The organism is Vibrio sp. 2-1-2a (assembly GCF_032648565.1).
Taxonomy (GTDB): Bacteria; Pseudomonadota; Gammaproteobacteria; order Enterobacterales; family Vibrionaceae; genus Vibrio; species Vibrio diabolicus.
This window is the reverse complement of record NZ_WBOH01000003.1, coordinates 167695-192114: the sequence shown is the minus strand read 5'-3', so window position 1 is coordinate 192114 and position 24420 is coordinate 167695. Positions and strand designations below refer to the sequence as shown.

Genomic DNA, 24420 nt, shown 5'->3' with positions numbered 1-24420 from the left:
TAAAACGTCTTCAGACCAGACATTGCATAAAATGTGGGCGATGCTTATGGAGTTTGTGTTATTCATCACATCAAAATCACAGATTATTGTATTTGATGCTTGATAAACGGCCCTGCTATCGGCATGATTTATCGTAATATTTATCCAGAGCATTTGTTACTTCATGAAAAAAATCGCAATCATCGGCTTGTCAGTCCTGCTTTCTGCTTGTGCATCTGAAACTTACATCACAGACGTAACTTCTGAAAGTTATCGAGAGGACTACAAATCAGATCGTATCTCTAAGCCAATTATGGCGTCTGAAAACGCTGTAGTAGAAAAAGACGTACAACCAACTGTTGTGAAAATGACGGCAAAGCCTGAAGAGAAGAAAGTAGTCAAGCTAACGCCAAAAGAGCAGGCGAAGCCAGTTAAGATCGTACCACCGAGTAAAAAGCAAGCAGGTATTCAACGATTCGGCTATACCATTCAAGTCGCGGCTGTGGGTAGCCAAGCGAAAGTCGATCAGTTTGCAAATAAGCTGCCACAGAACGGTCAGCCAATTTGGGAAAACTACAAAGTCGTCAACGGTACTAAGTGGTTCTCAGTTTTATACGGAGACTACGCAACAAGCGCGGAAGCCAAGCAAGCGATTTCGACTTTGCCTGCTCAATTTCAGCAGTTAAGACCATTTGTTAAAAGCATTGACGCCATTAAAAACTCAGCTTACCCAACGCTTAACAAATTAAACTAACACATCAAATAAGGGAGCGAATAGCTCCCTTATTTATTTGTTCAAATCCTACTCGAACAAAATTCCTCACACTAAAATTACTGTACGTCACACTTCAAAGGTTTATCATAATAAATAGTATCTTTTGTAGGTCACGGAAAGATTGATTCATGATTAAAAATATTCTTCTACTATGCGGCGGCGGCTCTTCTGAGCACGAGATTTCATTATTGTCTGCAAACTTTGTCGAACAACAATTAAATCTTATTGAAGACGTTCACGTTACACGCGTAGAAATAAAAAACGAAGGTTGGATGACCAACCAAGGTGAGTTGGTTTACTTAGATCTCAATACCAAGCAGTTGTGCTCAAGTGAATCTAATCAAACCATCGATTTCATTGTGCCTTGTATACATGGTTTTCCTGGCGAGACAGGTGATATTCAATCTCTGTTTGAAATCGCAGGCATTCCTTACCTGGGTTGCGGGCCAGAAGCAAGTAGCAATAGCTTCAATAAAATCACATCTAAGCTTTGGTACGACGCTATCGGCATTCCCAATACGCCATACTTATTCTTAACGCGCAACGATGAAGAAGCTCATGCTCAAGCTCATAAAGCGTTTGAAAAATGGGGAAAAGTCTTTGTCAAAGCCGCTCGTCAAGGGTCATCTGTTGGGTGTTACAGCGTCACAGAAAAAGATAAACTTTCCAATGCAGTAAATGATGCGTTTGGGTTTTCTGACCAAGTGTTGGTTGAAAAATCAGTAAAACCACGAGAGCTTGAAGTTGCTGCATATGAGATGAATGGCCAACTGCACATAACGAAGCCAGGCGAGGTTATTGCACCTGACGGTGCTTTTTACTCGTACGATGAAAAGTACAGCAGTTCAAGTCACTCGCTCACTGAAGTTGAAGCGAAGAATCTAACCCAAGCACAATTAGATGCAATTCAGCACGCATCTGAGATGGTATTTAAGCAAATGAATCTTCGCCATTTGTCTCGTATCGACTTTTTCTTAACGGAAGATGATGAGATTTACTTAAACGAAGTAAACACATTCCCAGGTATGACTCCTATCTCGATGTTCCCTAAAATGCTTCAAAATAACGGGCACAAATTCCATGAGTTCTTGGAAGATTGTATAAACAGTGCAAAGTGATTAACGTTATCGAGGCGCGTTTTATGATAGAAATTGTTTTCTAGAGCAAGGTTTATTCAAGCCGTATTTGAATATTGCTCAGTAGCAATTATGATTATATCAACGCATTAAACAGATGACTCAGTGGTATGGCGATTTCAAACTATAGAGGTTTTAACCTGCAGTCAGGCGGACCAGATGGCAGTATTTGGAAGGTTAAAATCAAGAACCACGTCTTACAAGGTAGTTTGACGGCGGTAAAGAAAAGCATTGATTGGTGGTGCGATACCGCATCAATTATTGATCCCAAAGAGTTTGCTGCGCTTGGACAAAGAGCGCAGCAAGTTGTTGGTGCAAAATCAGAAGTCTTTAACGGTTATACTATTCAAAATGATACAGGTCAGACCAACTCTTGGTACTGTATGTTTAATGGTAAACTGATTAAGGGTAGTAAAACTGCTATTCAACGTCATATCGAAGCTTATTTAGTTGCAAAGCAAAAAGCGATGCAAGCTCAACAACAAAAGAAACAATAGAATGACTCTGGTATATTCAACAGAAACCGGTCGAATTAAGCCGGAAGAAGAAAAAATATCTCGCCCCAAAGGCGACGGTATTGTACGAATTCAGCGCCAAACGAAAGGACGTAAAGGTAAAGGTGTATGCATCGTTACAGGTTTAGACTTGGATGATGCACCTTTAAAATTATTAGCTGCAGAACTCAAAAAAGTCTGCGGCTGTGGTGGCTCGGTAAAAGATGGCAATATCGAAATCCAAGGTGATGCTAGAGACAAGATCAAAGCGCATCTTGAAAAGAAAGGCATGACAGTCAAATTAGCCGGTGGCTAATTTACATTAAGGAAAACTCAGAATGGCGTCTAAAAATAGACGCCATTTTTTATTTTAGTAAGCAATACGCTAATTGAAGAACAAGCAATCGCAGATTGATAGATCGATATTAGCTATTTTATGGTAAATAGCCATTATGTTTAATGGTTATGATAGAGACCTTAAATTTCAAATCGACAGGGGAATAGGAGTGCTCATTGGCAACATTTGGCGTACGAGCATGTTCAATTTAACATAATATACATAATACGCACTTTAGACTTAGAAGATTAGCATTGGCGATGATAGCTTAGTGACACCGTATTTGGCTGTTGCGGCCTTGCAAGCTTCATCAGCTGTCTTGTATGGGCCGTGAACTTTTATTTCACCGCAGCGACCACTTGATAAGAACCAGTCATCAACTTTAAAACCGTGTAGCTGATTAAGTTCCTGCACTGTATCTTTGTATCTTTGATTACGTTCGACACTATACGCGTTTGTTCTGCTTCTTGCTCATTCAAGTAGACGAACAGTTGGATTGGATATTCCATTATTTCTCTGCAACTTTCTGAGTTAACAAGATCTTTTGCTGGCGTTCTTGAAGTTCTGATACTAACTCTGCTGGGCATGAGCTAGTGTTTAAGTTATATCAGATAAGCAACCTAACGATTGCTTAAAGCCTTTGTCTTCAAATCTCATTATATCCTTTCGATAACTTATGTTTTAAGTTATCGAAAGGACGAGAAAATTCAATGTTCTCACTTATGGCCACATATTGTTCATCCCCAAAAGTGTAATTATTACATTAGCTTTATAGGAACGTAAACTCTCTACTTTTCAATCTATACCTAGATCTTTCTTCATATGTTCACTCAACTCACTAGTGGTTCTTACATTAATTTTATTTTTGCAATGATGGATTCTCAACTCTTCACCAAATAATTTTACTAACGATTTTGTATACAAAGCACTAATATTATTTATTATTTTATACAATGTACCTTTCTGATAAACAGATCTTTTCGAATTTTGTATTACAGTCTTCATATTTAAATATTCTCACATTTTTAACTTTATAATTTAAAGAATTATTTTCAAGTTCGATCTTTATTATTGCTTTTGTCGATATTGAATGAGTCATTATCAATGATGCGCAATCGACAATTAAATTACCTGAATCTAACTTAGTAATTTCACGAGAGAGAACTTTTATTTTTAAATTTTCCGTTTCGTTATTTAAGTCGATTGAGTTAATTTCTTCAAGATATTTGTTTAACTTAATATCCAATATGGTTTTATTAAGATAGTAGTCTGCCATTATTTCATGACGGCTTTTAAATATCATTGTCCCCCTCCGTTGATGCAAGTTATACTTTCCCTCCCGTTAAAAGACAACGTGACTCAGAGTTGCAAAAAGGTAACAATCATGGAATTGATGAACAATGAGCTGGTCTGCTTTGCAGCCATTTGTAAACACCTCTCTCTTACAGAGGCATCAAAAGAACTTGGAAAGTCGAAAGCTCAAGTCAGCAGGCAGTTAGCGGCATTAGAAAAACAACTTGGTGTAACACTCGTCCACAGGACAACAAGAAAACTCGTTTTAACTGATCATGGTGAAAGCATTAGAGAGCTTGCCATCAAAACGTTAGAGAGCTTGCAGGAGTTAAATTACAGAGCTAGCTCGTTGAGTGAATGCATTAATGGAAAGTTTAAAATTACAATGCCCAACTCTATAGCCTCTTCTATTTTTGGCTCTGTTCTTAAAGGCTTACAAGAACGATATCCAGCAGTGAACTTTGAAATATCATCAAGTAACAATGTTGAGAATTTATTAGAAAGCAGTGTAGATTTAGCGATTAGGCTTAATAACATTATTGATGACACTCTGATTGCACATAAAATCGGTGATTATAACGATGTTTTAATATCTACAGTTAACAATGCCAATAACAACACGCTATTAATCTACAAGAATCACTCGAATAAGGAATCAATTAAAAAGCAGTATACTGACGTTATCGAAGTTGATAACACCTCTATTTTAATAAACTTTGTCTCTGAGGGGGCTGGGGTTGGCGTCATTCCAAATTACCTTGTAAAAGGTAACCATATAGACAACAATATCCAAATCTCACAAAATTTTGATATAGAACGCTCCATGTATATCGCCTACCCTTATCAAAACCCTCTACCAAGAAAGCTAGCTGAAATATCTACTTTTATTAGGTCTGAGTTATCAAAAATATTGAAAAATGAATCACTTTAGGATGGCTTTTCAGGTTTATAATTTTCCTTTGATAACTCATGAGGTCTAGCGAGAAGCTTTGTAACGTATTGTTTCAAAGAGTCTCGTTAGGCATTTATGAAAATCCCCATCTTTATGCTTGTTATCACAACATGAGATGCTATACCGTTTCATTATCAAGGCTTTGCGTGGAATAAATCACGTGGGTTAAACGATAGATTGACTTACATTAAAAATTTAATCGAAATCAATTTTATATTAAATTGATTTCATACAGTTCTGCGTGTATCTTCTACCCATATCCCCACAATAACCAAGGAGAATGCCATGGATAAGCTACTCGCGTCTGCACTAGAAATTAAGCAGCGAACTATGGTGACTGGCTTTTTTGCTAGAAATGGATTCAAAATCGCTATGACCGATTTTGATGATGTCACTTTTGAGCGAGAAGGTGTGCAAGTTAACGTACATTTTGATTTGCAGTCAAACGCAGAGTCTGCATCTGTTTTATCCCAAGAGGCATCTGCCATTCCTGGTTAATTATTTTGTTGTCAATCATACGCAAAGCCGAACACAAACGTTCGGCTTTTAATATGCGAAAAGCGGGATTACAGAAGATGTGGCACAAACCTTCGTTACTGTCACTCATTCAAGTAAACAATCAATAAATCCGCTTCAACCTCATTTGCTACCTTTGGTACCGATGAAAAGAAACGGCTCAATAAATTATGATGATGACCGCAGACAACTAGGTCTATTCCCTCTTTTTTTACGATTCCCGATAATTTGATATGAAGGTCACCGATAACTGCCATCGTCTCGTGTACTGGATATAGGCATTTATCAGCGAGTTCTTGTAGCTCCTTTTGCAACTTTTGTTCTTCTTTCGGCTCCATGATCACACGATCAACATCCACATAAACGAATGAAAGTTTGGCGTTCGAGTTCTTTGCTTGAGTTATTGCTTTTTCGATAACGACTTGGCTAGATTGAGATAAATCAACAGCGACTAAAACGTGCTTGTAACTCATTCTTTCTCTCCTAGTTAGTTTTCATGTGCTTATAGTAAGTCTAGTTCACTAAGAGCGAATGCAATGTCTAAACTCATATTTCATGAAAATATGGGAGTTTGATATAAGAATGTGGAAACAGCCGAGCGATCAGCTATCTAATAGCCATTGAAGGCTCGTGAAGTCAACTAGTGACTTAGGAACCGGTTATTGATATGTGGCCCATTTTGTTCTCCCTCCTTAAGATGTACATAACTATGTAACTAACGCAAACAAACCCACGCTACACTGTCACTACGCTTCTAAATCCTGTCAATTTCTATTGCAGCTTGTTTTATATTCCTAATTACAACGTCGCCTAGTTTAGTAAAACCACTTGGCAATAAGTAATTTCTTCGTGTAATCCATCGATCAAGATTAAGAGCTATTTTCATAGACAACACTGAATTAAAGACAAGATTTAGAGTTAAAACAGAGTCCAACACTCCTATGTTCAACCTAAAACCGACATACGTCTGCGAGCACTTACTGTCTCTATAAGGTCAACTATATAACTATATTCAGATTTTATTTTTCTGTTACAACGTGTCTTTTTTGTCTTTTCAGCATAATCCTCTACTTGAAAACAGACCCAATAACCGCCTTGTAATTTAATTACACAAAAAAACATGACCGAAATAGAAACGCAAGACAAAAAACCAATACAATTTGCTGAATTTATTGATTTTAATTTAAAAATAGCATTTTACCCCATATCCGTTCAAGCCAGAACGCATCAAGGTTAACTTAAACAAGTAAAATTTTACCAACTGCTTAGTACAGAATAGAGGGAGTTGAATAAATTGAATGGTATAGAAATAACGTTACGACGTAACTACGTTAAGGTGTGAAAATATTTGAGGATATTATGAGACCAAAAAAAACAGGGCCAAAGCCCTGATATGAATTAATTAGTTTTGTTGCTGTTGTTTTTCTGCGTATTCAGATCGAATTTGTTCGGCAACAATTTTGATGGCTTCTGCTGTACTTGTGCCCTTCGCCATCAATTCTTGAATTTTCTCTACAGCTTGTTGTTGCTCTTGGTGAGATAGAGGGGGTAAATCGTCAAACATAAAAAAGCTCCTCATTTTGAGGAGCAGACTATAACGATTCAATTAATAGGTCGCAAGGAAATTAATGGATGCCCCCATAGCGTTCTCGTTCGTGTACTGAGCAGCAATATCTAATTCGATCAACTTAAGTGGAGACAGTCCAATACCTGCAGTAATGGTACCTTCGTCGCTACTTCGAGCTAAGTTTTTCATATAACCCGCTCGCAATGCCAGTTGACGCAAGATATCAAATTCAATACCAGCTCGAATCATTTGTGTATTATCATCGAAGGATGAAAAACGTTTTTCTTCATTAAGATCGTAGTCGACACTCATAGTAAAGTAATCGGCAACAACCCCTGCCCCGACCGTATATACGGGACGCATGCTGTACTCGTATGATTTAATCGTATCACTGCCATACATGAACGATTTTGTTTTAACGTCTCTTCCGATCAAGTTTTTTGCTGAAATACCGACACGATATGGGCCAAAGAACCAAAGCGCGCCCGCATCCAAGTTAAACATCGTTTCCGCTGTTTCATGTTCACGTAAGTCTTTGGTATCGAAATTCTGAAAACTCGTGGCGTAAGAGTACGTATAAATACGCTGAAGTTTAGGCGTAACACCAAATGAAAGGTGTTGATTCATAAAGTTGGTGTATTTAGCAAGTGATACACCTGCTTCAGCAACACCAATAGAAACACCTTGTACGTAGCTATCGTCTAACGGATTAGTACCTGACGTATCTACTTTTGGTTGCACGAATGATTCAGTGTATAACTTACCGTATGCAGTTGCAGATAAAAATTTATTAGGAATACCTATAGCGACAACGCCACCAAGATCAAAGTCAGTTTTTTTTCCATCTATGGCATTCATCGATTTTTTGATTTCATCGACATCAGTCAATTTGCTGATGCGTTCGATTTCATCGACAAGATCATATTGATCATCGTAGTTACCACCAAAACTTGGCACGATCATTCCTGCATCATCGTTTCGGCGATAAATTGCAGTAAGTGCGGGGTTGAAAAAAGGAGCAGTCAGATAAGTTGCTGATACCGTACCAACGCCACCCATCGCATCGCTATGAGCTTCTATCGCATAAGTGGCAGCCGAAGCAACGTTTGCGAAAAGTGTGGTGGCAACAGAGGTGGCTAGAATTTTATATTTGGTTTTCATACTACACTTGTGATTTTGGTTCTTCCTGAACCTTTATCGGCACAAATGGTATTTCTTTAACTATTCTTCTTGGGAAAGATCATAGGTTCGGCTAATAGTTTGAGCTTGCTCAACAATTATATCGCCCTGCCAACGACGACTGTTGATACTCACTGCTAGCACGTATCTATCATTTGGGACGCCCGCAAGCTCTAGTGAATTGGGATAGTTAGACTCGTAAGTCTTTTTCCACATTTGCTCGTATTGACCATCAATGTAGTCATATAAACCAACTTCAAGTTGCGGTAATGGACAATGGGGATTACGAAGTGCGCTCTTTTCTACTTTCCAATTCTCTTTAGATGTCCAACGAACATATTGCGAAGAATTGGAATCTCCTAATATTACCCAAGTTCGATACTCTTGTTTATCTTTAGAAACAATAGTTAAGTGATACAAGCCTGCTTCAAGCTTACCCGTGAGGTTATAGCGTTTCGAATAACTACGCTCATTGGCTAATTCCGTACCGCTCGGCTGTTCTTCATAACTGAATGAACTGTCTGCGGATATAGAATCATCCACCCATCGATTAAATGAAATATTTTCGATGTCAGTTGTAGCTCTTAGCTTGATCACTAACCTAAATGTATCTCGCCCAGGGCTTTGGATGGTCTGACGAATAACGTTCACGCCACTTATCCATTCAGGCAGCGTTACACCAGTGAGAGACTTGCCACAGTTTTTAGATAGTGACTGACCAAGAAGATCATTGAGATGAGGAGTCAAATCTTTGCTTGGTTCCGTTTGCCACAGTTCAACAAGAGAGTTGAACATACCGGCAAGATCATCTTCAAGTAAGTGTTGATGTGCCTGCGTTAAAGGCGTGTTGGTTTGAAACCAGTCCATTGCATGGACTGGTTTCACTAACGCTAATGAGAGAACTACGGGGAGTAGTGTTTTCATTATGACTTATGCTTTCATCTTGTAGCCAACACCGCGAAGTGTTTCAATTTCCAGTCCGGGCAGTTTTTGACGAAGCTGCAATACGTGCGTATCCACAGTACGTGTTGTTGGGAAGTGATTATAACCCCAAACGTGGTCAAGTAGCTCATCACGAGTAAACACGCGACCTAAGTTCGACGCTAAAAATAGCAGTAGATCAAACTCTGTACGAGTTAACGTAATTAGCTCATCTTTATAGGTAACTTCACGAGTTGAACGATCAATTTCTAAGTCTTTTGTGATCACTTTATCAGCGCTGCTTTGCTCTGCTGAATCCGGTGCTCGTAGCTGTGCACGGATTCTCGCAAAGAGTTCCGCTTCAGCAAAAGGCTTCGTTAAGTAGTCGTTCGCGCCGGAATCAAGGCCTGCAACTTTATCTTTTACGGTAACAAGTGCCGTTAGCAAGATAACTGGTACGTCTTTAATCTGTTTCCATTCTGGGAGACATTGTACAGAGTCACCATCTGGGAGTTGGCGATCGAGAATAACCAAGTCAGCTTTTTTCCATTGTGGTTCTACGTCTGCAATACGTTCCACATGTAAACACTCATATCCTGCTTGTTCCAGGCTTACTAACAGGCCATCAGCCAAGTTTTTATCGTCCTCAACGAGAAGCAGTGTCTGTTTCACAAGGTATCTCCAATATAAAGGTTGTAGGTGGTCCCATCAGGGACATTTTTCCGCCCATGCGGCCTACCATAGATTCAACGATTGTTAACCCAAGTCCTAACCCGCTCTTACTGACGAACGGTTTCTTCAAATTTGCCCAATCTTTAGCCGTTAGGCCACCAGCATCTCGGACTTGGAATACTATTTTTTCTTCACTAGTTGAAACATCCAATTCAACTGGTGCAATACCGTACTTAAGCGCATTACGAAGCAAGTTATCGATACAAGTTCCTAACCAGTACACATTAACTTTAGCAGCCACATCTTCATTGATGTTGAAAAGCACGGCACTATCAAATTCTTCTTCGATCTTAAATTCTAACCAGTCTGCGACAGACGGAACCCAGTCTGTTGCAAGCATTTGGTTATCAGATTGCAAATAATCTTTACTCGCTTCTGCCAATTGACGCAAACGACGTGTATCTTCACACAATCTGCGAAACTCGTCATATACGCTTTCAGGTAGATGCTCGAACTCTCGGCGAAAGCCCTCAACCGTCAGTGATAGAGATGCAATCGGTGTTCTGAGCTCATGCGTTAAAATTTGCAACACAAGCATTCTACTACGGAGCTCTTCTCGCTTACTATTCCAGCGGTATACAGCCCAACCAATCACTAGAAGAATATTTGCGATTACCAGTATGATCATACTGATCCGCAAAACTTGTGAGTGATCTTCTACATCCCAACAAATATTGCCTCGTTTAACAAAGCAACTTTTGCTTTGAGACGCTAGAGCGTACGACAGACCCGCATTAGCGACGTTTTCTTCCCAGATATCTTTCTCGAAGACAAAGTAACGGTCACCACGTCGTAACCAAAGTTCGTTACCTTCGATAAACATGCTCGCGCCTGCAATCAAAGCATTAATGGCGTCGTCGTCCATGTTTTTCAAGCTTTCTAACAACTCATCCCCTTCCTCATTGTCACGCTCTTTAATATGCATGTATTGAGCAAGCTTGGGTTTGAGTTCTGGATACTTATCCACATAGCGTGCAGCGTAAGTCCCACCACCAGGGTGAATGAGGCCACTACGCGAGAACCAACGTGGTGTCAGTTGCGTCCCTTTACAGATAGCTCTTGTAAATACTAACGGCTCAGTAATTAAAGGACTTAGTGGCAATTTACCACGACAAGTATTCGCTAAGCTATAAAGCTGTTGTATATCTTTTAACGGATAGTCAGACGTTTGCGGCAGAAGCGAATCTGGCGCAAGTAACTTGGTAGGATAATTTGATTGCAGAATACGAATATCATACGATTTAAGAGCTACTTCATAATTAAATAGCTCTGTAAACGTATCTATTCTTTCTGGTAGTGAATCGGAAAATGCAGGTGCCGAAAAAAGCGGCAATACAGTTGCAAAACCGAGCAAAAACTTTTTAATCAAACTGTTACCGTCACTTGTTACATTAGCCAAAACTATACATCAATCTACAAGCAATTGACATCTGCTAACAGAAGGATTTGCATTACTATAACATTGAAACGGAACAAAAAAGGGCCAGCGATTGCTGACCCTGTATAGTTTTAAATCAAGAATGGTTAGAGTGCTTTAAAAATAGACTCAACACTTTCCTTCGCATCACCAAATAGCATTGATGTATTTTCTTTGAAGAACAGTGGGTTCTGTACACCTGCGTAACCAGTATTCATTGAACGCTTGAATACCACTACATTTTTCGCGTTCCAAACCTCCAGTACAGGCATACCAGCAATCGGGCTGTTCGGATCTTCCAGAGCTGCTGGGTTTACCGTATCGTTAGCGCCGATAACCAGTACGGTATCTGTTTCATCGAAGTCATCATTGATTTCATCCATTTCAAGAACGATATCATACGGTACTTTCGCTTCAGCAAGTAACACGTTCATATGTCCCGGAAGACGACCTGCTACTGGGTGAATACCAAAGCGAACCTCAATACCTTTTGAACGAAGTACGTCAGTAATTTCATGCACTGGATACTGCGCTTGCGCTACAGCCATACCATATCCTGGAGTGATGATTACTGATTTTGAGTTCTTCAGCATTTCAGCGACTTCTTCTGCCGTTGTTTCGCGGTGTTCGCCCTGCTCTTCGTCACCTGAAATTACAATCTCTTGACCAAAGCCACCAGCAATAACACTGATAAACGAACGGTTCATGGCTTTACACATGATGTAAGAAAGAATCGCACCTGAAGAACCAACCAACGCACCTGTTACGATTAATAGGTCATTTGCGAGCATGAAACCTGCTGCTGCTGCTGCCCAACCTGAATATGAGTTCAGCATTGAAACGACAACTGGCATATCAGCACCACCAATTGAAGCAACTAAGTGGTAACCGAACGCGAACGCAATCAGTGTCATCACAATCAGAGCGAACATGCTGCCATCTGCTTTTACGAAGTAGATCATAAGAAGCGTAGAAATCACAACCGCTGCAAGGTTCATTTTGTGCTTGTGAGGAAGGTTAAGCGGCGAAGAAGAAATCACACCACGTAACTTACCAAATGCAACAATTGAACCCGTGAATGTTACGGCACCAATGAAGACACCCAAGAATACTTCTACAAGGTGGATAACATGTTCAGCATGTGTCGCCGCTTCTGGCGCATCTAGGTAACTGTTGTAGCCAACTAAAACCGCAGCTAAACCTACAAAGCTGTGCAGTATCGCAACCAGTTCTGGCATTTCGGTCATTTCTACTTTCTTCGCATAGAAAATACCGATCGCCCCACCGATCGCCATCGCAATAATGATCCACCCAAAGCCTTGAGCATCAGGGCTGAAGATCGTCGCGATCAGCGCGATCGTCATACCTGCGATACCATAGTAGTTACCATTACGAGCGGACTCTTGCTTTGAAAGCCCCGCCAAACTCATGATGAAAAATAATGCAGCAACAATGTAAGCTGCTTGTACTAATCCTGCAGACATTGTAACTCCTATTTATCTTTGCGGAACATTTCAAGCATACGCTTGGTGACGGTGAAACCACCGAAGATATTGATGCTGGCGATCAATACAGCAATAAAGGATAGGAATGAAACGACCCCATTACCTTGCCCAATTTGCAGTAATGCACCAACCACAATAATGCCGGAGATAGCATTCGTTACCGACATAAGCGGAGTATGAAGTGCATGGGTAACATTCCAAACCACGTAGTAGCCGACAACACAAGCTAAAACAAATACAGTAAAGTGAGAAAGGAACGCTGCCGGCGCAACCGATGCAATCCAAGCAAAAGCACCTACTGCCGCGGCTACACCAATAATTTTCTTCGTTGGAGAGGTAGGTTCTTCTACTTTAGGCTCTGGTTTCGCAGGTTGCTCTTGTTTCACTTGCGGCTGCGCTGAAACCTGGATTGGTGGCGCAGGCCATGTAATTTCACCTTCTTTAACCACGGTGACACCACGGATAACAACATCTTCGAAATCAATATTGATGTTACCGTCTTTTTCTTTACACAGCAGTTTTAGAAGGTTAACAAGGTTTGTCGCGTAAAGTTGAGAAGATTGCGTTGGCAAACGGCCGACCATGTCAGTGTAACCAACAATTTTTACGCCATTATCTGTCATGATAACTTGGTCTTTCACAGTGTATTCACAGTTACCGCCATTAGCAGCTGCCAAGTCAACAATGACACTGCCCGCTTTCATGCTGTCGACCATTTCCTTGGTGATCAGCTTCGGAGCAGGTTTGCCAGGGATTAGTGCCGTTGTAATGATGATATCAACATCTTTAGCTTGCTCTGCATATAACTCTGCCGCTTTTTTGTTGAAGTCATCGGACATTTCTTTTGCGTAGCCGTCACCAGAACCAGAGTCTTCTTGGAAATCCACGGTCAGGAACTCTGCTCCCATGGACTCAACTTGTTCTTTTACTTCTGGGCGAACGTCAAATGCACGAACAATAGCCCCTAGGCTACCCGCAGCACCGATTGCAGCCAAACCAGCCACACCCGCACCAGCGACCAATACTTTCGCTGGTGGTACTTTACCGGCAGCCGTGATTTGACCTGTAAAGAAACGACCAAACTCATGAGCTGCTTCAACAACCGCACGATACCCAGCGATGTTAGCCATCGAAGAGAGCGCGTCTAAGGCTTGTGCACGAGAGATACGAGGAACAGAATCCATGGCAAGAACGTTAATGTTCTTACTTGAAAGTTGTTCCATCAACTCTGCGTTTTGAGCTGGCCAAATAAAGCTAACAAGTGTTGCACCATCTTGTAGTAGTGCGATTTCGTCAATGCCTTGTTCTTCATCTACGATTGGCGCATTAACTTTTAGAATAAGACCAGATGCCCAAACTTCTTCACTAGAAACGATTTTCGCACCAGCAGCTTCATAAGCAGCATCATCGAAACTCGCAAGCACCCCCGCTTGGGATTCAATCGCGATATCGAATCCCAACTTTATTAACTGCTCAACCGACTTCGGCGATGCAGCTACTCGCGATTCACCCGCAAGTATCTCTTTAGGTACACCGATTTGCAAAACGCATACTCCTTGTATACATATCAATAAATTAGTCCCAAAACAGAGCGTCGCTCTACTCTAACTCTTTTTTATTTCTATCTGTTTACCACGCAAGACAATTGCAAACGAAAGATGGTGTTTGGGGCCACCCATTTGCACAATAACACCTTGACTAACAGCCCTGTTATTATTCTGTTTGTATCGAACGCGTCTCATTACTTCAAGTGTTTTGTAATTTAAATACTAAATTTCATTACATATAACGCTAAGTAATGAATGATTGTCGCTCTGAGCACGAAAAATAACAACGCCATGCCTTACTAGACTGAGGTCTAACCAGATCATAATTAAATGCTGACTTAACAAACATTTAAGCTCTAAAAAAGAAAGAGCCATCAGCATATACACTAATGGCTCTTTTTAAGATGATTGGAATCAAGTTGCGGTGAATTGTTAGTCGAAGATTTTATCGCCCATTTGATCGATAAACATTTGAGATTTCTTCAACATAAGTTCATTGGCATCTTGTTCCGAGCCGAGCAAGTCTGAACGAATAAATCGATGCGTTTTCACTTCATCGTCGTATTGCTTTTCTATTCGACCAGCAATGCGGTATTGCCCACCCTCTGAAAGGCTCTCTTGATAAATAAAGAAACCTTTGTACTCAACTGGTTCCACAGTTTTTACTTCAGCAGTCTTTTCACTACCACCAAACAAACGCGAAAAAAATCCCACGGTTCCTCCTTGGGTAAGCTCATCGATAGATTAAGCTTGTATCACTTAATATTGACATTGAGGATTGGTTTTTCATACCAGTCCAATTCTTTGTCTTCATCATAACTGGTATGGGTAAAAATTACAGGTACATCATGATCTCGGTTTTTACGCCGGTCTTCTTTCACCATTTCTGCCGCGTTTTTCACCGCGATATCTGCACTTTGCTTAAATTGGGTGAGCTTTTGTTCCGGAAGCGAAGATAGAAAATCAATATCATGACGAATATAGACAGGTTTGAGCTGAATAAGTGCAAGGCACGCGATATCTGCGAGCTGCTCGTTGTCATACTGCTCTACAAACTGAGGCAAACTGAGCACTTGTCCAACAAGTGTTTCCATGTAGTTATGCACATCTGAACTTATCTGCATTGGCAAATCTCCCTTGTTCTATGAAAACAAGTATAGCAACGACTTGTTTATAACAACTTATTGATTGCTCTTAATTTAATCAATCTCTCTCTTTTTGTCGTAATGTCTCCCAAAATACTTGGGAAAATGAGCAAATAGACGTATTCTTGCTAGTTCTCGAAGAAAGAAAATCGATAGCAGATTAATATCTATATTGATGAAACGCTTAACCTAACCAATTATATAATCAACTATTTTCAGGCAATTTGTAATAGATGTCCTCATCATCAATGACTTCATCAGGCTTTCGATTCCTAATCCCATTTATGTTGCTGGGATTAGTGAGTTCGAGCATGAACAACATCATTCAGATGACTCAGTCAAACTGGGGTATTGCCGCAAATTTGCCGTACATACTGTTAGGCTGTGCACTGCTCCTTTGCTATTCATTTAAGCAAGGTAGGGAGTCAATGGTGTGCTTAGCGATGTTACTGGCCTATTTCGTGATACAGCACAGGCTACAAGTCCCACTTCAAAGTGGTACAGCCTTACTTGAGCTGACCATTTTAGCCACGCTACTTCCTGTTTCTTTTCTTGCGGTATTTTTGTTTAGTAAAGACGGTTTCGACTCAAGAGCCATGTTTACTTACCTCTTGATGTTAACGATGTTCGTTCTTTGGTCTTACCTTACGTTAGCGTATTACGTTGAAGGTGGGTTTGAACAATGGACAAGCGGCATTTTATTTATCGTACCTACGGTTTCTAAACTGCCTTTTATTCTAGTTTTATATTGTGTGGGTATTGTCTGCTTCCTCGGAATTCTTGTTTTAAAGAAGAATGAAATCATCCATGCTATGACCTACTCTGCAATGGTGCTGGCGTCCGCGACGTTCATTTTCTTTGATGTGCAATACATATCTAGCACCATGTTTACCCTAACGGGATTGCTTATCATTATTTATGCTGCCTCTGCCAGCCATCAATTGGCTTTCACAGATAGCTTAACTCGGATCCCGAGTAGGCGCGCACTCGACCTTGACTTAAAACACATGGGCAAAAAGTTCACGATCGCAATGCTTGATGTTGACCACTTTAAAAAGTTTAACGATACCTACGGTCACGATACGGGTGATGACGTATTAAAAATGGTCGCTTCGCGTCTAACTAAAACTCCCGGTGGCGCAAAAGTATATCGATTTGGCGGAGAAGAATTTACCATCGTCTTTAAAGGCAAGTACGCAGATGAGTGTAAAGAGTTTTTAGAAGAAGCACGTAAATCCATTGCAGAGTATGAGATGATTTTACGTGATGAAGAATCCCGCCCAGATAACCATAAACAAGGTCAAAAAAAGCGTGGTAACGACAGTTCGAGGAGAAAGTCGGTCTTTGTTACCGCAAGTTTCGGAGCGGCCGACAGCAAAAACGGGCAAGTACCTCAGGACGTGATTAAGTTAGCGGACGAAGCGCTTTACAAAGCGAAAAAAGCTGGACGCAATTGCGTGAGGCTTCATTAATCCCCCAGAGCGAAAGTTAGCTGACTAATCTTGATTAAAGAACAAGACTAAGCTTCCTCCTTTTAACGCACTGCCATAATTGATCGTTAATCCGATCCCGATATTATCTATCCAATCGGAGTCAAATGGTGGTGTCATTAACCATCCAACACTGGCTTCGTAGTAGTGCACAGTATTCATGGGTTTTCTTGTATCACCACCAATATCAACTCGATTGAAGCTCGAATACACTGACTGCACAGTATCTCTAATGTGGGTAAAATCATAAAACACCTTTATTCCATTGACCCAATACCAGCCTTCCGGATTGCCAATATCACCATTATTTGCTTTACCCCAGCCAGTGCCATAAAAATAGTGAGGAGCCGACCAGAGGTACCATTTCCCCCACGATTCATGCTCTAGGTATTTAAGCTTTGTGTTGACTTCTCCGACAACGGCCCAAGCACTGGTGTTTAGGTATACACCTTCTAGAAATGGTTTTAGGTCATTCAGTGCATTACTACGATAACTATAATCGTTTTGATAGTACATTAAGTGTGAGCCGATTGCGCCACTAAGCGTTAGCTTATCAGTGAGGTATTTTTCTCCAGCAAACTCAATATATCCGCCCATGACTAACTCTTTACTTTTATCTGGAATCTGTCCTTTTTGGTCTACATACACATCTTGCTCTGTACTTAAGGCATAAACTCGGCCATTCAATAGATAATGAGTTTGTATTCCCTCTTGTTCAAACAAATCAAAACTAAATGGTAGTGTTGATACAGCGATCTTCTTTCTGAGATCAACCGAATCTTGAGTACCAATGTCTTCGTTATCTATGTTGAAGTATTCGTTCGGATCGAAATCATGAAATCCTACCGTAAAGACATCGCTATCTGACAGAACGATCCCAATAGCAAAGTTCCTTTCATACTCTTTTTGTATCTGATCTTGAATCGAATTAGCCTTAGAACATAATGAAAAAAGTGACAGTGTAGCCAAGGCGTAACTATTGATAACAGCTTGTTTCAACTTGCATTTACCACCGTATGTGTATTTCTTCCTAAAGACTTTGAGGTATACAGTGCTCTATCCACCGTCGCATACAAATCAGACTGTTGCTCTTTTCCCGTCGGTTGAAAAACAAAAACACCTTGTGACACTGTCACCCTATTGGACACGCTAGAATACTCATGTGGGTAATCCAGAAAATACATGGCCTCTTGTATACGTTCTGCTTCTCTCTCTGCAGTTTGGGCGTCTGTGCAACCCAGTAACACCACAAACTCTTCTCCGCCATAGCGCCCTACGTATTCGCCAGAGCGACAAAATGTTGCTTTAAGTTGGTTCGCAATGGCTTGCAAGCAACGATCTCCTTCTATATGACCGTAATTATCATTAAACGGTTTGAAAAAATCGACGTCCAATAAAATCAAAGCCATTGGCATGTTGTGACGGCCATGCCATGCAACCATCGATTCTAACTTATGATCGATATAACGACGGTTATAGAGTTTGGTTAAGCCATCTTCATTCGCTTGCTGGGTCAAAAGTTGATTCACTTTCTCCAATTGAGCTGTCGCTTGTTTAAGCTCTCGTCTCATATGAGCAATACGCTGCATTGCGATAAGCTTAGAGTTCAGTACGAGTTTATCTACGGGTTTAATTAAATAATCATCACCGCCGGCCTCTATGGCTTTTGCAATCATTTCTGGCTCTTCGTGACTGCTCAGGAAAATTATTGGAATCCAGTCGGGAAAGGTTTCTCTGATATGAAGAGAGACTTCAAAACCGTTCATATCTGGCATCGATATATCGAGTAATACCAGTTCAGGATCAAAACTCTCGTAGGTGTTTAGTGCTTCTAGCCCACTACCCACCGCTTTTACAATATGTCCAAGTTGCTTAAGACGAATAGCCAACTGCATCCTGTCTAGCTGAACATCGTCAACCAGGAGGATTCGCATTGATGTCCCTGTCGGTTGCATAACGCGTTCCATTTCTTATTTTGTCTTTATTAAACATATACCATACTCATAGAGTTGTTGCATTCGACTCATAATTAAGTGCTATATTTTTGTTTAAATATCACGGAATCAATTGTCTATAACGATTACACTGAGAATTGCCCTACCAAAACATGACCAACGAACGTTAGTTCAACAAACTCACGTGTTCTGGTCATCTTGCGGACACATGGGTATAGCTATTTGATGCATTTGGTATTAATATTCCCGCCTTTTTGTAATGAGAGACACACCATGTCAGAAGCAACTAACAGCGAAAGCAAAAAAATCGATCTAGCAACCATTTCTCCTGAACTACGTAAAGTTATTGAGTTTGACGAAGTTCCAGAGCAAATGTTCGAAATGGTTACCTCTATCCATGAAGTGTCTGAAGAAGCAGTGCGTGAGTCTTGGGACGAAATGCCTGCAAGTGCTCAGAACATTCTAGATAACTTCGAGCAATTTCATGCTCTAGTTTCTGTTGGCCAAGCATTTGCTGGTATCAACGTGATGGAAGAATTCCCTACTCTTAATCTGCCAGAAAACATGACAGATGAAGATAAAGAAGAATACCGCGCTCAATTACTTGATAATGTGCTTCACAACTGCGTGAAAGACATGGTTAAGCAACTTAAGAAAGCACGTCGCGACCCACTTCTTAAACGCGAATTCAAAGAAGTGTTCGCAAAATAACGTTTTTCCGACAAAATAAAGGCCGCGTTTGCGGCCTTTTTTGATCATTAAGTGTGCGTAGCTTTAAATGATTAATGCGGCGCTAATGCCACGTCTTTTTGCGTGACACTGACACCTTTAATTTGTGCGAATACACTATCACCTGCCTTTAAGTCGAGATCATCAAGCGCCCAAGGTGTTATCGTTGCCCACAAATAACATCCCTCATCTAGCTTTAGCGATACATTAATACTCTGTTTATCATCTGCCGCGTTAAACACCTCTATTGAATCGACAGTCGCAGGCAGGATATTTCGAATAGAAGTCGCCTTAGGTTGCTCTAGCGTAATAGAAACGTCGTTGGCACGCACTTGTAAGCGAATTAGCGTCTCTGGTTCACCATCAATCTTTTGCACCCATAGTGATGCATTAGGTGCAAGGCTGACACAAGTCAGCGCATAACGCTCATGATGTTCAGCAATTCGGCCTTCAAATAAGCTGCTTTGATCCGAGAAAGACTGCCATGGACGCATAGCATGAGAAGCCCACACGTCTTCAAGCTTACCTGAACTCGTAATTTTACCTTGATCGATAATAGCGAGGTGTTGAGCAAGCCTTATAATTTCCTGGAGACTGTGCGTGACATAGATAATAGGGATATTTACCTTCTCCGACAATTCCTCCAGAAATGGCATCACCTCACGTTTTCTCGGCATATCAAGCGACGCAAGTGGTTCATCCATCAAAAGCAAGTTGGGTTTTGATAGTAATGCGCGCGCAATCGCAACACGTTGCTTTTCACCACCAGACAGTGAGATCGGGAAGCGCTTTAGTAACGGTTTGATAGACAAGAGTTCGGTGACTGCATCAAAGTACTCGTCATCTTTTTCTTTAACGCCATACAACAAATTGCCTTGAACCGAATAGTGAGGAAATAAACGCGAATCCTGAAACACGTAACCAATGCCGCGCTTGTGTGTTGGTAAGTTGACCCCCTGTTCACTATCAAACAAAACGTGATCACCAATCGCAACATGTCCCTGCTTTGGTGCAACTAATCCGCTGATGATATTAATTAACGTGGTTTTTCCCGCACCAGATCGCCCAAACAAAGCGCTAATTCCGTTACAAGGTAACTTAAGTTTAATATCGAAATCAGTATCACCAAGTATTTGTTTAAATTGAACTTTAATCGTCATTACTTCGCACCCAATCGACTTGCCGCTTTACGATTTAACCATTCAGAGATCATTAATGTAGACAAAGCTAACGCGATAGAAATGATACATAGGCGAGCCGCCTGCATTTCCGCGCCTGGCGTTTCAATAAAGTTGTACATTGCCAGTGGAATCGTTTGAGTCTCTCCCGGAATGTTAGAGACGAAACTGATCGTCGCCCCAAATTCACCAAGACTACGAGCAAAGGACAGCATCGTCCCAGTAATAATTCCGGGAATGGCCAGTGGTAACGTAATGGTGAGAAAAACTTTTAAAGGAGAAGCGCCTAACGTTGAAGCGGCATGTTCCAGTTTTGGGTCGACGTTCTCTAAACTTAACCGCACAGACCGAACCATCAAAGGCAAGGCCACCACAATACAAGCGACTACTGCTCCTTTCCAATTAAAGCTAAAGACTAGCCCTACATGTTCATAGAGCCACTTGCCAAGAAACCCTTGCCGCCCAAGAGAAATCAACAACAAATAGCCGATAACCACTGGCGGCAATACCAGTGGTAAATGAATTAAGCTATCGAGGATCGATTTACCGAAGAACGTTTTTCGAGAAAGTAGCCAAGCAAGAAAAACGCCGAGAGGAATGAGCCAAAGTACTGCGTACGCGCCCACTTTGAGGCTTAACATTAAGGCTTGGTATTCCAGTTCTGTCACGCTTCGTTCCTATTATTGAAAGCCGGTTTATTGCTGAAAGCCATATTGAGCAAAAACGCGTGCGGCTTCGTCCGATTTTAGGTACTGGAAGAACTGCTCGGACTCAGTAGAATCATTCACAACTGCAGCCGGATAAACAATAGCTGCATGCGTATCACTCGCAAATTCACCGACAATTTTGACTTTGTCGGTTAACTGCGCATCGGTTTTGTAGACCACGCCTAAAGGTGCTTCTCCACGTTCAACCAACGCCAAAGCTAGGCGCACATTCTTTGCTGGTGCGATTTGAGTTTGAATCTCTTTCCATACACCCAGTGTAGTCAGTGATTCTCTCGCGTACATACCAGCAGGCACTGACGTCGGATTGCCTAACGCAAGGCGATTTCCATGCAATGCCTTTTCCCATGCTGTTGCATCAGAGAAGTTAAATGAGGTTAATTCTGAAGACTGAGGCGCAATCAACACTAAGCTATTGCGCACCAAGCTTGTGACATTGTCACGAGAAATAACGTCTTTATCGACCAAATAATCCATCCATTTAGTATTCGCAGAAATGAATATATCCGCTGGTGCGCCGTTGATAATTTGTCGAGCGATAGAAGAAGAACCACCATAAACGGGAGTGATAGAAACGTCATACTTTTCTTCAAAGTTTTGTGCGATTTCGTCGATCGCATTCGTCATCGAAGACGCCGCATACACTTTGAGGTTCGTAGCTGCGTTAGCTGAAAATGAAATGCTTAATATTGCCGCGAGGCAAGCATGCGTTTTCCATGCTTTCATAGAGAAACTCCAATACAAGGCAAGCGAAAGAACTGGTTATTTGGGTTGAAAGTTCAATCAGTTAATGTGCTATTTAAACAAAAAATCAAGGTTCATATGTTGTTCTATCGCATCTGCAATACGATTAATTCCTTGTTCCTTTAACTCTTCAAAGTCTTGTTGTTTGATTTGAGTGCCGTTTACCCACTCTGACACCAGGCTTAAGACATCTGCCTCATCAAAGAACCCGTGAAGGTAGGTTCCCATGATTTGGCCACACTTGCTGATAGCCCCCTCTGCTTCACCAGTACTCAATGTAAGAGGTTGAATGCCCTGCACTTCACTTTGTCCCACGTGGATTTCATACCCCTTTACATTGGCTGTTTTGCCATTAAGAGAAAGCTGTGCTTGTGTATTTGTAAGCTGTTTGCTGTTAGTTAGCGTCGTGGTGATGTCTAGTAAGCCAAGCCCTTCGCTTTGACCCGGCTGGCCTTCGACGCCATTTGGATCATCAATCAAGCTTCCAAGCATCTGGTAGCCACCGCAGATACCAATCACTTTTCCACCAAGACGAATATGACGTAAGATATCTTTATCCCACCCTTGGCTTCTTAGATACTCTAAGTCGTCTCTAACTGATTTGGTCCCAGGCAAAATAACAAGGTCGGCTTTATCTATTTTCTCGCCTTTGCCTACATAACGTAGATTGATGTCGGGATTCAATCGCAACACATCAAAATCAGTATGATTACTAATCCGGGTTAAAACAGGCACAACGACATTCAGTTTTACCTCAGAGTGCAACTCTTGCTGCGCGGTGATCGCGTCTTCTGCTTCTAAATTCAAACCATGAAGAAAAGGAAGCACGCCGAGTACAGGTTTGCCTGTTTTTTCTTCTAGCCAGTCGAGGCCCGATTGCAATAAACGAATATCACCTCGAAAACGGTTGATAACAAATCCTTTTACTCGCGCTTGTTCAGATTCAGAAAGTAACGCGAGTGTTCCGTACAAATGCGCAAATACACCACCACGATCAATATCAGCAACAATGATCACCGGAACATCAGCGGCCTCCGCAAAACCCATGTTCGCGATATCGCCTTCACGTAAATTGATTTCAGCAGGACTCCCTGCACCCTCGATCATGATCGAATCAAATTCTTGAGTCAGACGAGAGAAGGAATCTAACACCGTATCCATCGCAACTTTCTTGTAATCATGAAAGCCAGCCGCATCCATATTTGAAAGCGCCTTGCCCTGCAAAATGATCTGAGCACCTGTATCACTGTTAGGTTTAATCAAAACCGGATTCATATGCACGGTTGGCTCAATATTACACGCCTGTGCCTGAACTGCCTGCGCTCGACCTATTTCACCGCCATCTTTGGTTACCGCACTATTTAGTGCCATGTTTTGTGGCTTAAATGGGGCAACGTTTATCCCTTTTCTCGCTAATACACGGCATAAACCTGCCACAAGGACACTTTTTCCGGCATCCGAAGTGGTGCCTTGAACCATTAAAGATGGGATCGCTGATTTCATGAACATTTGTAAGGAATAGAGGAAGATGAACAATCATAACGTCATCGTCCCCACTTACTCAAGCAAATGAATAGAATATGAATGTTGAAATCATCATTGGTTCAAACAAGCTCTGTTTTAATGAACCCATCAAAACAAACCGATGAGGATGTAACATGAAAAAGAATACAATTATCGCAACAATCGCCGCCTTAGTTATTGCTCCTTCTATCGCGTTCGCGAAAGATCACGCTCAAAACCAATCAAACTTGCAGTTTAATGGTCCTGTCACTGTGGAAAAATTGGACGCCTTGCTAAACGACTCCAATATGTTTACTGAAAAAGATGTAGTCGTTGAAGGTAACTTATTACGTCAAGTTCGCGCGGATAAGTTTGTCTTTAGCGACGGTTCCGGTGAAGTGATGGTGGAATTCGATGACGATATTCAGCTAAACACTCCGATTGATCACACGACTAAAGTCCGTCTGTTTGGCGAATTTGAAGGCGGAAATAAGCCAGAAATTGAAGTCGAGCAACTGGTGATCATGTAAAACAACCCCGATTGCTTTGGATATCAGCATGATGTGGTGACCATTACAGCTAAATGGTGACGGCAAGCACT

The 24420-nt window shown here is 41.2% G+C and carries 27 protein-coding genes; 9 read left to right on the top strand and 18 right to left on the bottom strand.

What is annotated here, in order from left to right:
* The first annotated feature begins 163 nt into the window (after nt 1-163).
* The 4 genes from F7Y48_RS09275 (at nt 164) to yciH (ending at nt 2700) form a co-directional block, all read left to right on the top strand.
* Nucleotides 164-733: an SPOR domain-containing protein gene (locus tag F7Y48_RS09275; RefSeq protein WP_005390018.1), complete on the top strand. Its 570-nt coding sequence runs from the start codon at nt 164-166 to the stop codon at nt 731-733.
* 149 nt (nt 734-882) lie between these two features.
* Nucleotides 883-1872, top strand: coding sequence for a D-alanine--D-alanine ligase (locus F7Y48_RS09270; RefSeq protein ID WP_316683665.1), 990 nt, complete (start codon nt 883-885; stop codon nt 1870-1872).
* A 128-nt stretch (nt 1873-2000) separates the two neighbouring features.
* The gene (locus F7Y48_RS09265) at nt 2001-2387 is read left to right on the top strand and encodes a DUF3319 domain-containing protein (RefSeq protein WP_316683664.1); all 387 of its coding nucleotides are present in this window, start codon (nt 2001-2003) and stop codon (nt 2385-2387) included.
* Between the two features lies 1 nt (nt 2388).
* Nucleotides 2389-2700, top strand: coding sequence for a stress response translation initiation inhibitor YciH (gene yciH, locus F7Y48_RS09260; protein ID WP_248379874.1), 312 nt, complete (start codon nt 2389-2391; stop codon nt 2698-2700).
* A gap of 359 nt (nt 2701-3059) precedes the next feature.
* Here the strand turns inward: yciH and F7Y48_RS09255 are convergent, their stop codons facing one another.
* Nucleotides 3060-3230 (bottom strand): hypothetical protein, encoded by a 171-nt coding sequence (locus tag F7Y48_RS09255; RefSeq protein ID WP_316683663.1) that lies wholly within the window; start codon nt 3228-3230, stop codon nt 3060-3062.
* A 437-nt stretch (nt 3231-3667) separates the two neighbouring features.
* Nucleotides 3668-4024, bottom strand: coding sequence for a hypothetical protein (locus F7Y48_RS09250; RefSeq protein ID WP_316683662.1), 357 nt, complete (start codon nt 4022-4024; stop codon nt 3668-3670).
* Between the two features lie 81 nt (nt 4025-4105).
* Here F7Y48_RS09250 and F7Y48_RS09245 point away from each other — a divergent pair, with 81 nt between their 5' ends.
* Entirely contained in the window at nt 4106-4945 is an 840-nt protein-coding gene (locus F7Y48_RS09245; protein ID WP_316683661.1) for a LysR family transcriptional regulator, read from the top strand.
* A gap of 306 nt (nt 4946-5251) precedes the next feature.
* On the top strand, nt 5252-5464 hold the full coding sequence (locus tag F7Y48_RS09240; RefSeq protein WP_152814274.1) for a hypothetical protein: 213 nt from the start codon (nt 5252-5254) through the stop codon (nt 5462-5464).
* Between the two features lie 101 nt (nt 5465-5565).
* Here the strand turns inward: F7Y48_RS09240 and F7Y48_RS09235 are convergent, their stop codons facing one another.
* The 10 genes from F7Y48_RS09235 to F7Y48_RS09190 form a co-directional block, all read right to left on the bottom strand.
* Nucleotides 5566-5955, bottom strand: coding sequence for a universal stress protein (locus F7Y48_RS09235; protein WP_282150142.1), 390 nt, complete (start codon nt 5953-5955; stop codon nt 5566-5568).
* A gap of 929 nt (nt 5956-6884) precedes the next feature.
* Nucleotides 6885-7046, bottom strand: a complete 162-nt coding sequence (locus F7Y48_RS09230) for a YoaH family protein (RefSeq protein ID WP_005394474.1) — start codon at nt 7044-7046, stop codon at nt 6885-6887.
* Nucleotides 7047-7088: 42 nt separating this feature from the next.
* Complete coding sequence (locus F7Y48_RS09225; protein ID WP_316683660.1) at nt 7089-8210, bottom strand: conjugal transfer protein TraF; 1122 nt, start codon at nt 8208-8210, stop codon at nt 7089-7091.
* Between the two features lie 60 nt (nt 8211-8270).
* Nucleotides 8271-9152, bottom strand: coding sequence for a DUF2861 family protein (locus F7Y48_RS09220; RefSeq protein WP_005394478.1), 882 nt, complete (start codon nt 9150-9152; stop codon nt 8271-8273).
* 6 nt (nt 9153-9158) lie between these two features.
* Complete coding sequence (gene vxrB, locus F7Y48_RS09215; RefSeq protein WP_005394480.1) at nt 9159-9821, bottom strand: response regulator transcription factor VxrB; 663 nt, start codon at nt 9819-9821, stop codon at nt 9159-9161.
* On the bottom strand, nt 9796-11250 hold the full coding sequence (vxrA, locus tag F7Y48_RS09210; RefSeq protein ID WP_005394482.1) for a sensor histidine kinase VxrA: 1455 nt from the start codon (nt 11248-11250) through the stop codon (nt 9796-9798). The genes vxrB and vxrA overlap by 26 nt, the downstream gene beginning before the upstream one ends.
* Nucleotides 11251-11405: 155 nt before the next feature.
* Nucleotides 11406-12782, bottom strand: coding sequence for a Re/Si-specific NAD(P)(+) transhydrogenase subunit beta (gene pntB / locus F7Y48_RS09205; protein WP_164665637.1), 1377 nt, complete (start codon nt 12780-12782; stop codon nt 11406-11408).
* An 8-nt stretch (nt 12783-12790) separates the two neighbouring features.
* Nucleotides 12791-14347, bottom strand: a complete 1557-nt coding sequence (locus tag F7Y48_RS09200; RefSeq protein ID WP_005394487.1) for a Re/Si-specific NAD(P)(+) transhydrogenase subunit alpha — start codon at nt 14345-14347, stop codon at nt 12791-12793.
* 435 nt (nt 14348-14782) lie between these two features.
* Nucleotides 14783-15064, bottom strand: coding sequence for an HlyU family transcriptional regulator (locus F7Y48_RS09195; protein WP_104972608.1), 282 nt, complete (start codon nt 15062-15064; stop codon nt 14783-14785).
* A gap of 41 nt (nt 15065-15105) precedes the next feature.
* Nucleotides 15106-15474 (bottom strand): late competence development ComFB family protein, encoded by a 369-nt coding sequence (locus F7Y48_RS09190; protein WP_005394489.1) that lies wholly within the window; start codon nt 15472-15474, stop codon nt 15106-15108.
* Nucleotides 15475-15728: 254 nt separating this feature from the next.
* Here F7Y48_RS09190 and F7Y48_RS09185 point away from each other — a divergent pair, with 254 nt between their 5' ends.
* On the top strand, nt 15729-16967 hold the full coding sequence (locus F7Y48_RS09185; RefSeq protein ID WP_316683659.1) for a GGDEF domain-containing protein: 1239 nt from the start codon (nt 15729-15731) through the stop codon (nt 16965-16967).
* A 24-nt stretch (nt 16968-16991) separates the two neighbouring features.
* On the opposite strand, the gene F7Y48_RS09180 is transcribed toward F7Y48_RS09185, so the two are convergent.
* Both F7Y48_RS09180 and F7Y48_RS09175 read right to left on the bottom strand, forming a co-directional pair.
* Nucleotides 16992-17984 carry a Solitary outer membrane autotransporter beta-barrel domain gene (locus F7Y48_RS09180; protein WP_316683658.1) on the bottom strand — a complete coding sequence of 331 codons (993 nt, stop codon included), beginning with the start codon at nt 17982-17984 and terminating at the stop codon, nt 16992-16994.
* Nucleotides 17981-18940, bottom strand: coding sequence for a diguanylate cyclase (locus tag F7Y48_RS09175; RefSeq protein WP_012842266.1), 960 nt, complete (start codon nt 18938-18940; stop codon nt 17981-17983). The genes F7Y48_RS09180 and F7Y48_RS09175 overlap by 4 nt, the downstream gene beginning before the upstream one ends.
* A gap of 273 nt (nt 18941-19213) precedes the next feature.
* Between F7Y48_RS09175 and F7Y48_RS09170 the strand changes: the two genes are divergently transcribed.
* Nucleotides 19214-19651: a DUF3069 domain-containing protein gene (locus F7Y48_RS09170; RefSeq protein WP_005394495.1), complete on the top strand. Its 438-nt coding sequence runs from the start codon at nt 19214-19216 to the stop codon at nt 19649-19651.
* A gap of 71 nt (nt 19652-19722) precedes the next feature.
* Here F7Y48_RS09170 and modC read toward each other — a convergent pair whose 3' ends face one another.
* The 4 genes from modC to F7Y48_RS09150 form a co-directional block, all read right to left on the bottom strand.
* Nucleotides 19723-20829 (bottom strand): molybdenum ABC transporter ATP-binding protein ModC, encoded by a 1107-nt coding sequence (modC, locus tag F7Y48_RS09165; RefSeq protein WP_316683657.1) that lies wholly within the window; start codon nt 20827-20829, stop codon nt 19723-19725.
* Nucleotides 20829-21515 (bottom strand): molybdate ABC transporter permease subunit, encoded by a 687-nt coding sequence (gene modB / locus F7Y48_RS09160; RefSeq protein ID WP_316683656.1) that lies wholly within the window; start codon nt 21513-21515, stop codon nt 20829-20831. The genes modC and modB overlap by 1 nt, the downstream gene beginning before the upstream one ends.
* A 27-nt stretch (nt 21516-21542) precedes the next feature.
* A complete protein-coding gene (modA, locus tag F7Y48_RS09155; RefSeq protein ID WP_316683655.1) occupies nt 21543-22298 on the bottom strand; it encodes a molybdate ABC transporter substrate-binding protein in 756 nt (251 codons plus the stop codon).
* A gap of 69 nt (nt 22299-22367) precedes the next feature.
* On the bottom strand, nt 22368-23819 hold the full coding sequence (locus F7Y48_RS09150) for a cobyric acid synthase (RefSeq protein ID WP_074190172.1): 1452 nt from the start codon (nt 23817-23819) through the stop codon (nt 22368-22370).
* Between the two features lie 155 nt (nt 23820-23974).
* Between F7Y48_RS09150 and F7Y48_RS09145 the strand changes: the two genes are divergently transcribed.
* The gene (locus F7Y48_RS09145) at nt 23975-24349 is read left to right on the top strand and encodes a YgiW/YdeI family stress tolerance OB fold protein (protein WP_085343791.1); all 375 of its coding nucleotides are present in this window, start codon (nt 23975-23977) and stop codon (nt 24347-24349) included.
* Nucleotides 24350-24420 lie beyond the last annotated feature (71 nt).

Bases quoted from the DNA above. Each gene is read 5' to 3' on its own strand.
- yciH (WP_248379874.1), top strand. From the start codon at position 2,389: ATGACTCTGGTATATTCAACAGAAACCGGTCGAATTAAGCCGGAAGAA.
- pntB (WP_164665637.1), bottom strand. From the start codon at position 12,782: ATGTCTGCAGGATTAGTACAAGCAGCTTACATTGTTGCTGCATTATTT.
- F7Y48_RS09150 (WP_074190172.1), bottom strand. From the start codon at position 23,819: ATGAAATCAGCGATCCCATCTTTAATGGTTCAAGGCACCACTTCGGAT.
- F7Y48_RS09240 (WP_152814274.1), top strand. From the start codon at position 5,252: ATGGATAAGCTACTCGCGTCTGCACTAGAAATTAAGCAGCGAACTATG.
- F7Y48_RS09175 (WP_012842266.1), bottom strand. From the start codon at position 18,940: ATGCAACCGACAGGGACATCAATGCGAATCCTCCTGGTTGACGATGTT.
- F7Y48_RS09170 (WP_005394495.1), top strand. From the start codon at position 19,214: ATGTCAGAAGCAACTAACAGCGAAAGCAAAAAAATCGATCTAGCAACC.
- F7Y48_RS09190 (WP_005394489.1), bottom strand. From the start codon at position 15,474: ATGCAGATAAGTTCAGATGTGCATAACTACATGGAAACACTTGTTGGA.
- F7Y48_RS09145 (WP_085343791.1), top strand. From the start codon at position 23,975: ATGAAAAAGAATACAATTATCGCAACAATCGCCGCCTTAGTTATTGCT.
- F7Y48_RS09255 (WP_316683663.1), bottom strand. From the start codon at position 3,230: ATGGAATATCCAATCCAACTGTTCGTCTACTTGAATGAGCAAGAAGCA.
- F7Y48_RS09245 (WP_316683661.1), top strand. From the start codon at position 4,106: ATGGAATTGATGAACAATGAGCTGGTCTGCTTTGCAGCCATTTGTAAA.
- modA (WP_316683655.1), bottom strand. From the start codon at position 22,298: ATGAAAGCATGGAAAACGCATGCTTGCCTCGCGGCAATATTAAGCATT.
- F7Y48_RS09230 (WP_005394474.1), bottom strand. From the start codon at position 7,046: ATGTTTGACGATTTACCCCCTCTATCTCACCAAGAGCAACAACAAGCT.
- F7Y48_RS09235 (WP_282150142.1), bottom strand. From the start codon at position 5,955: ATGAGTTACAAGCACGTTTTAGTCGCTGTTGATTTATCTCAATCTAGC.
- F7Y48_RS09265 (WP_316683664.1), top strand. From the start codon at position 2,001: ATGGCGATTTCAAACTATAGAGGTTTTAACCTGCAGTCAGGCGGACCA.
- F7Y48_RS09220 (WP_005394478.1), bottom strand. From the start codon at position 9,152: ATGAAAACACTACTCCCCGTAGTTCTCTCATTAGCGTTAGTGAAACCA.
- F7Y48_RS09270 (WP_316683665.1), top strand. From the start codon at position 883: ATGATTAAAAATATTCTTCTACTATGCGGCGGCGGCTCTTCTGAGCAC.
- F7Y48_RS09225 (WP_316683660.1), bottom strand. From the start codon at position 8,210: ATGAAAACCAAATATAAAATTCTAGCCACCTCTGTTGCCACCACACTT.
- F7Y48_RS09275 (WP_005390018.1), top strand. From the start codon at position 164: ATGAAAAAAATCGCAATCATCGGCTTGTCAGTCCTGCTTTCTGCTTGT.
- modC (WP_316683657.1), bottom strand. From the start codon at position 20,829: ATGACGATTAAAGTTCAATTTAAACAAATACTTGGTGATACTGATTTC.
- F7Y48_RS09250 (WP_316683662.1), bottom strand. From the start codon at position 4,024: ATGATATTTAAAAGCCGTCATGAAATAATGGCAGACTACTATCTTAAT.
- F7Y48_RS09185 (WP_316683659.1), top strand. From the start codon at position 15,729: ATGTCCTCATCATCAATGACTTCATCAGGCTTTCGATTCCTAATCCCA.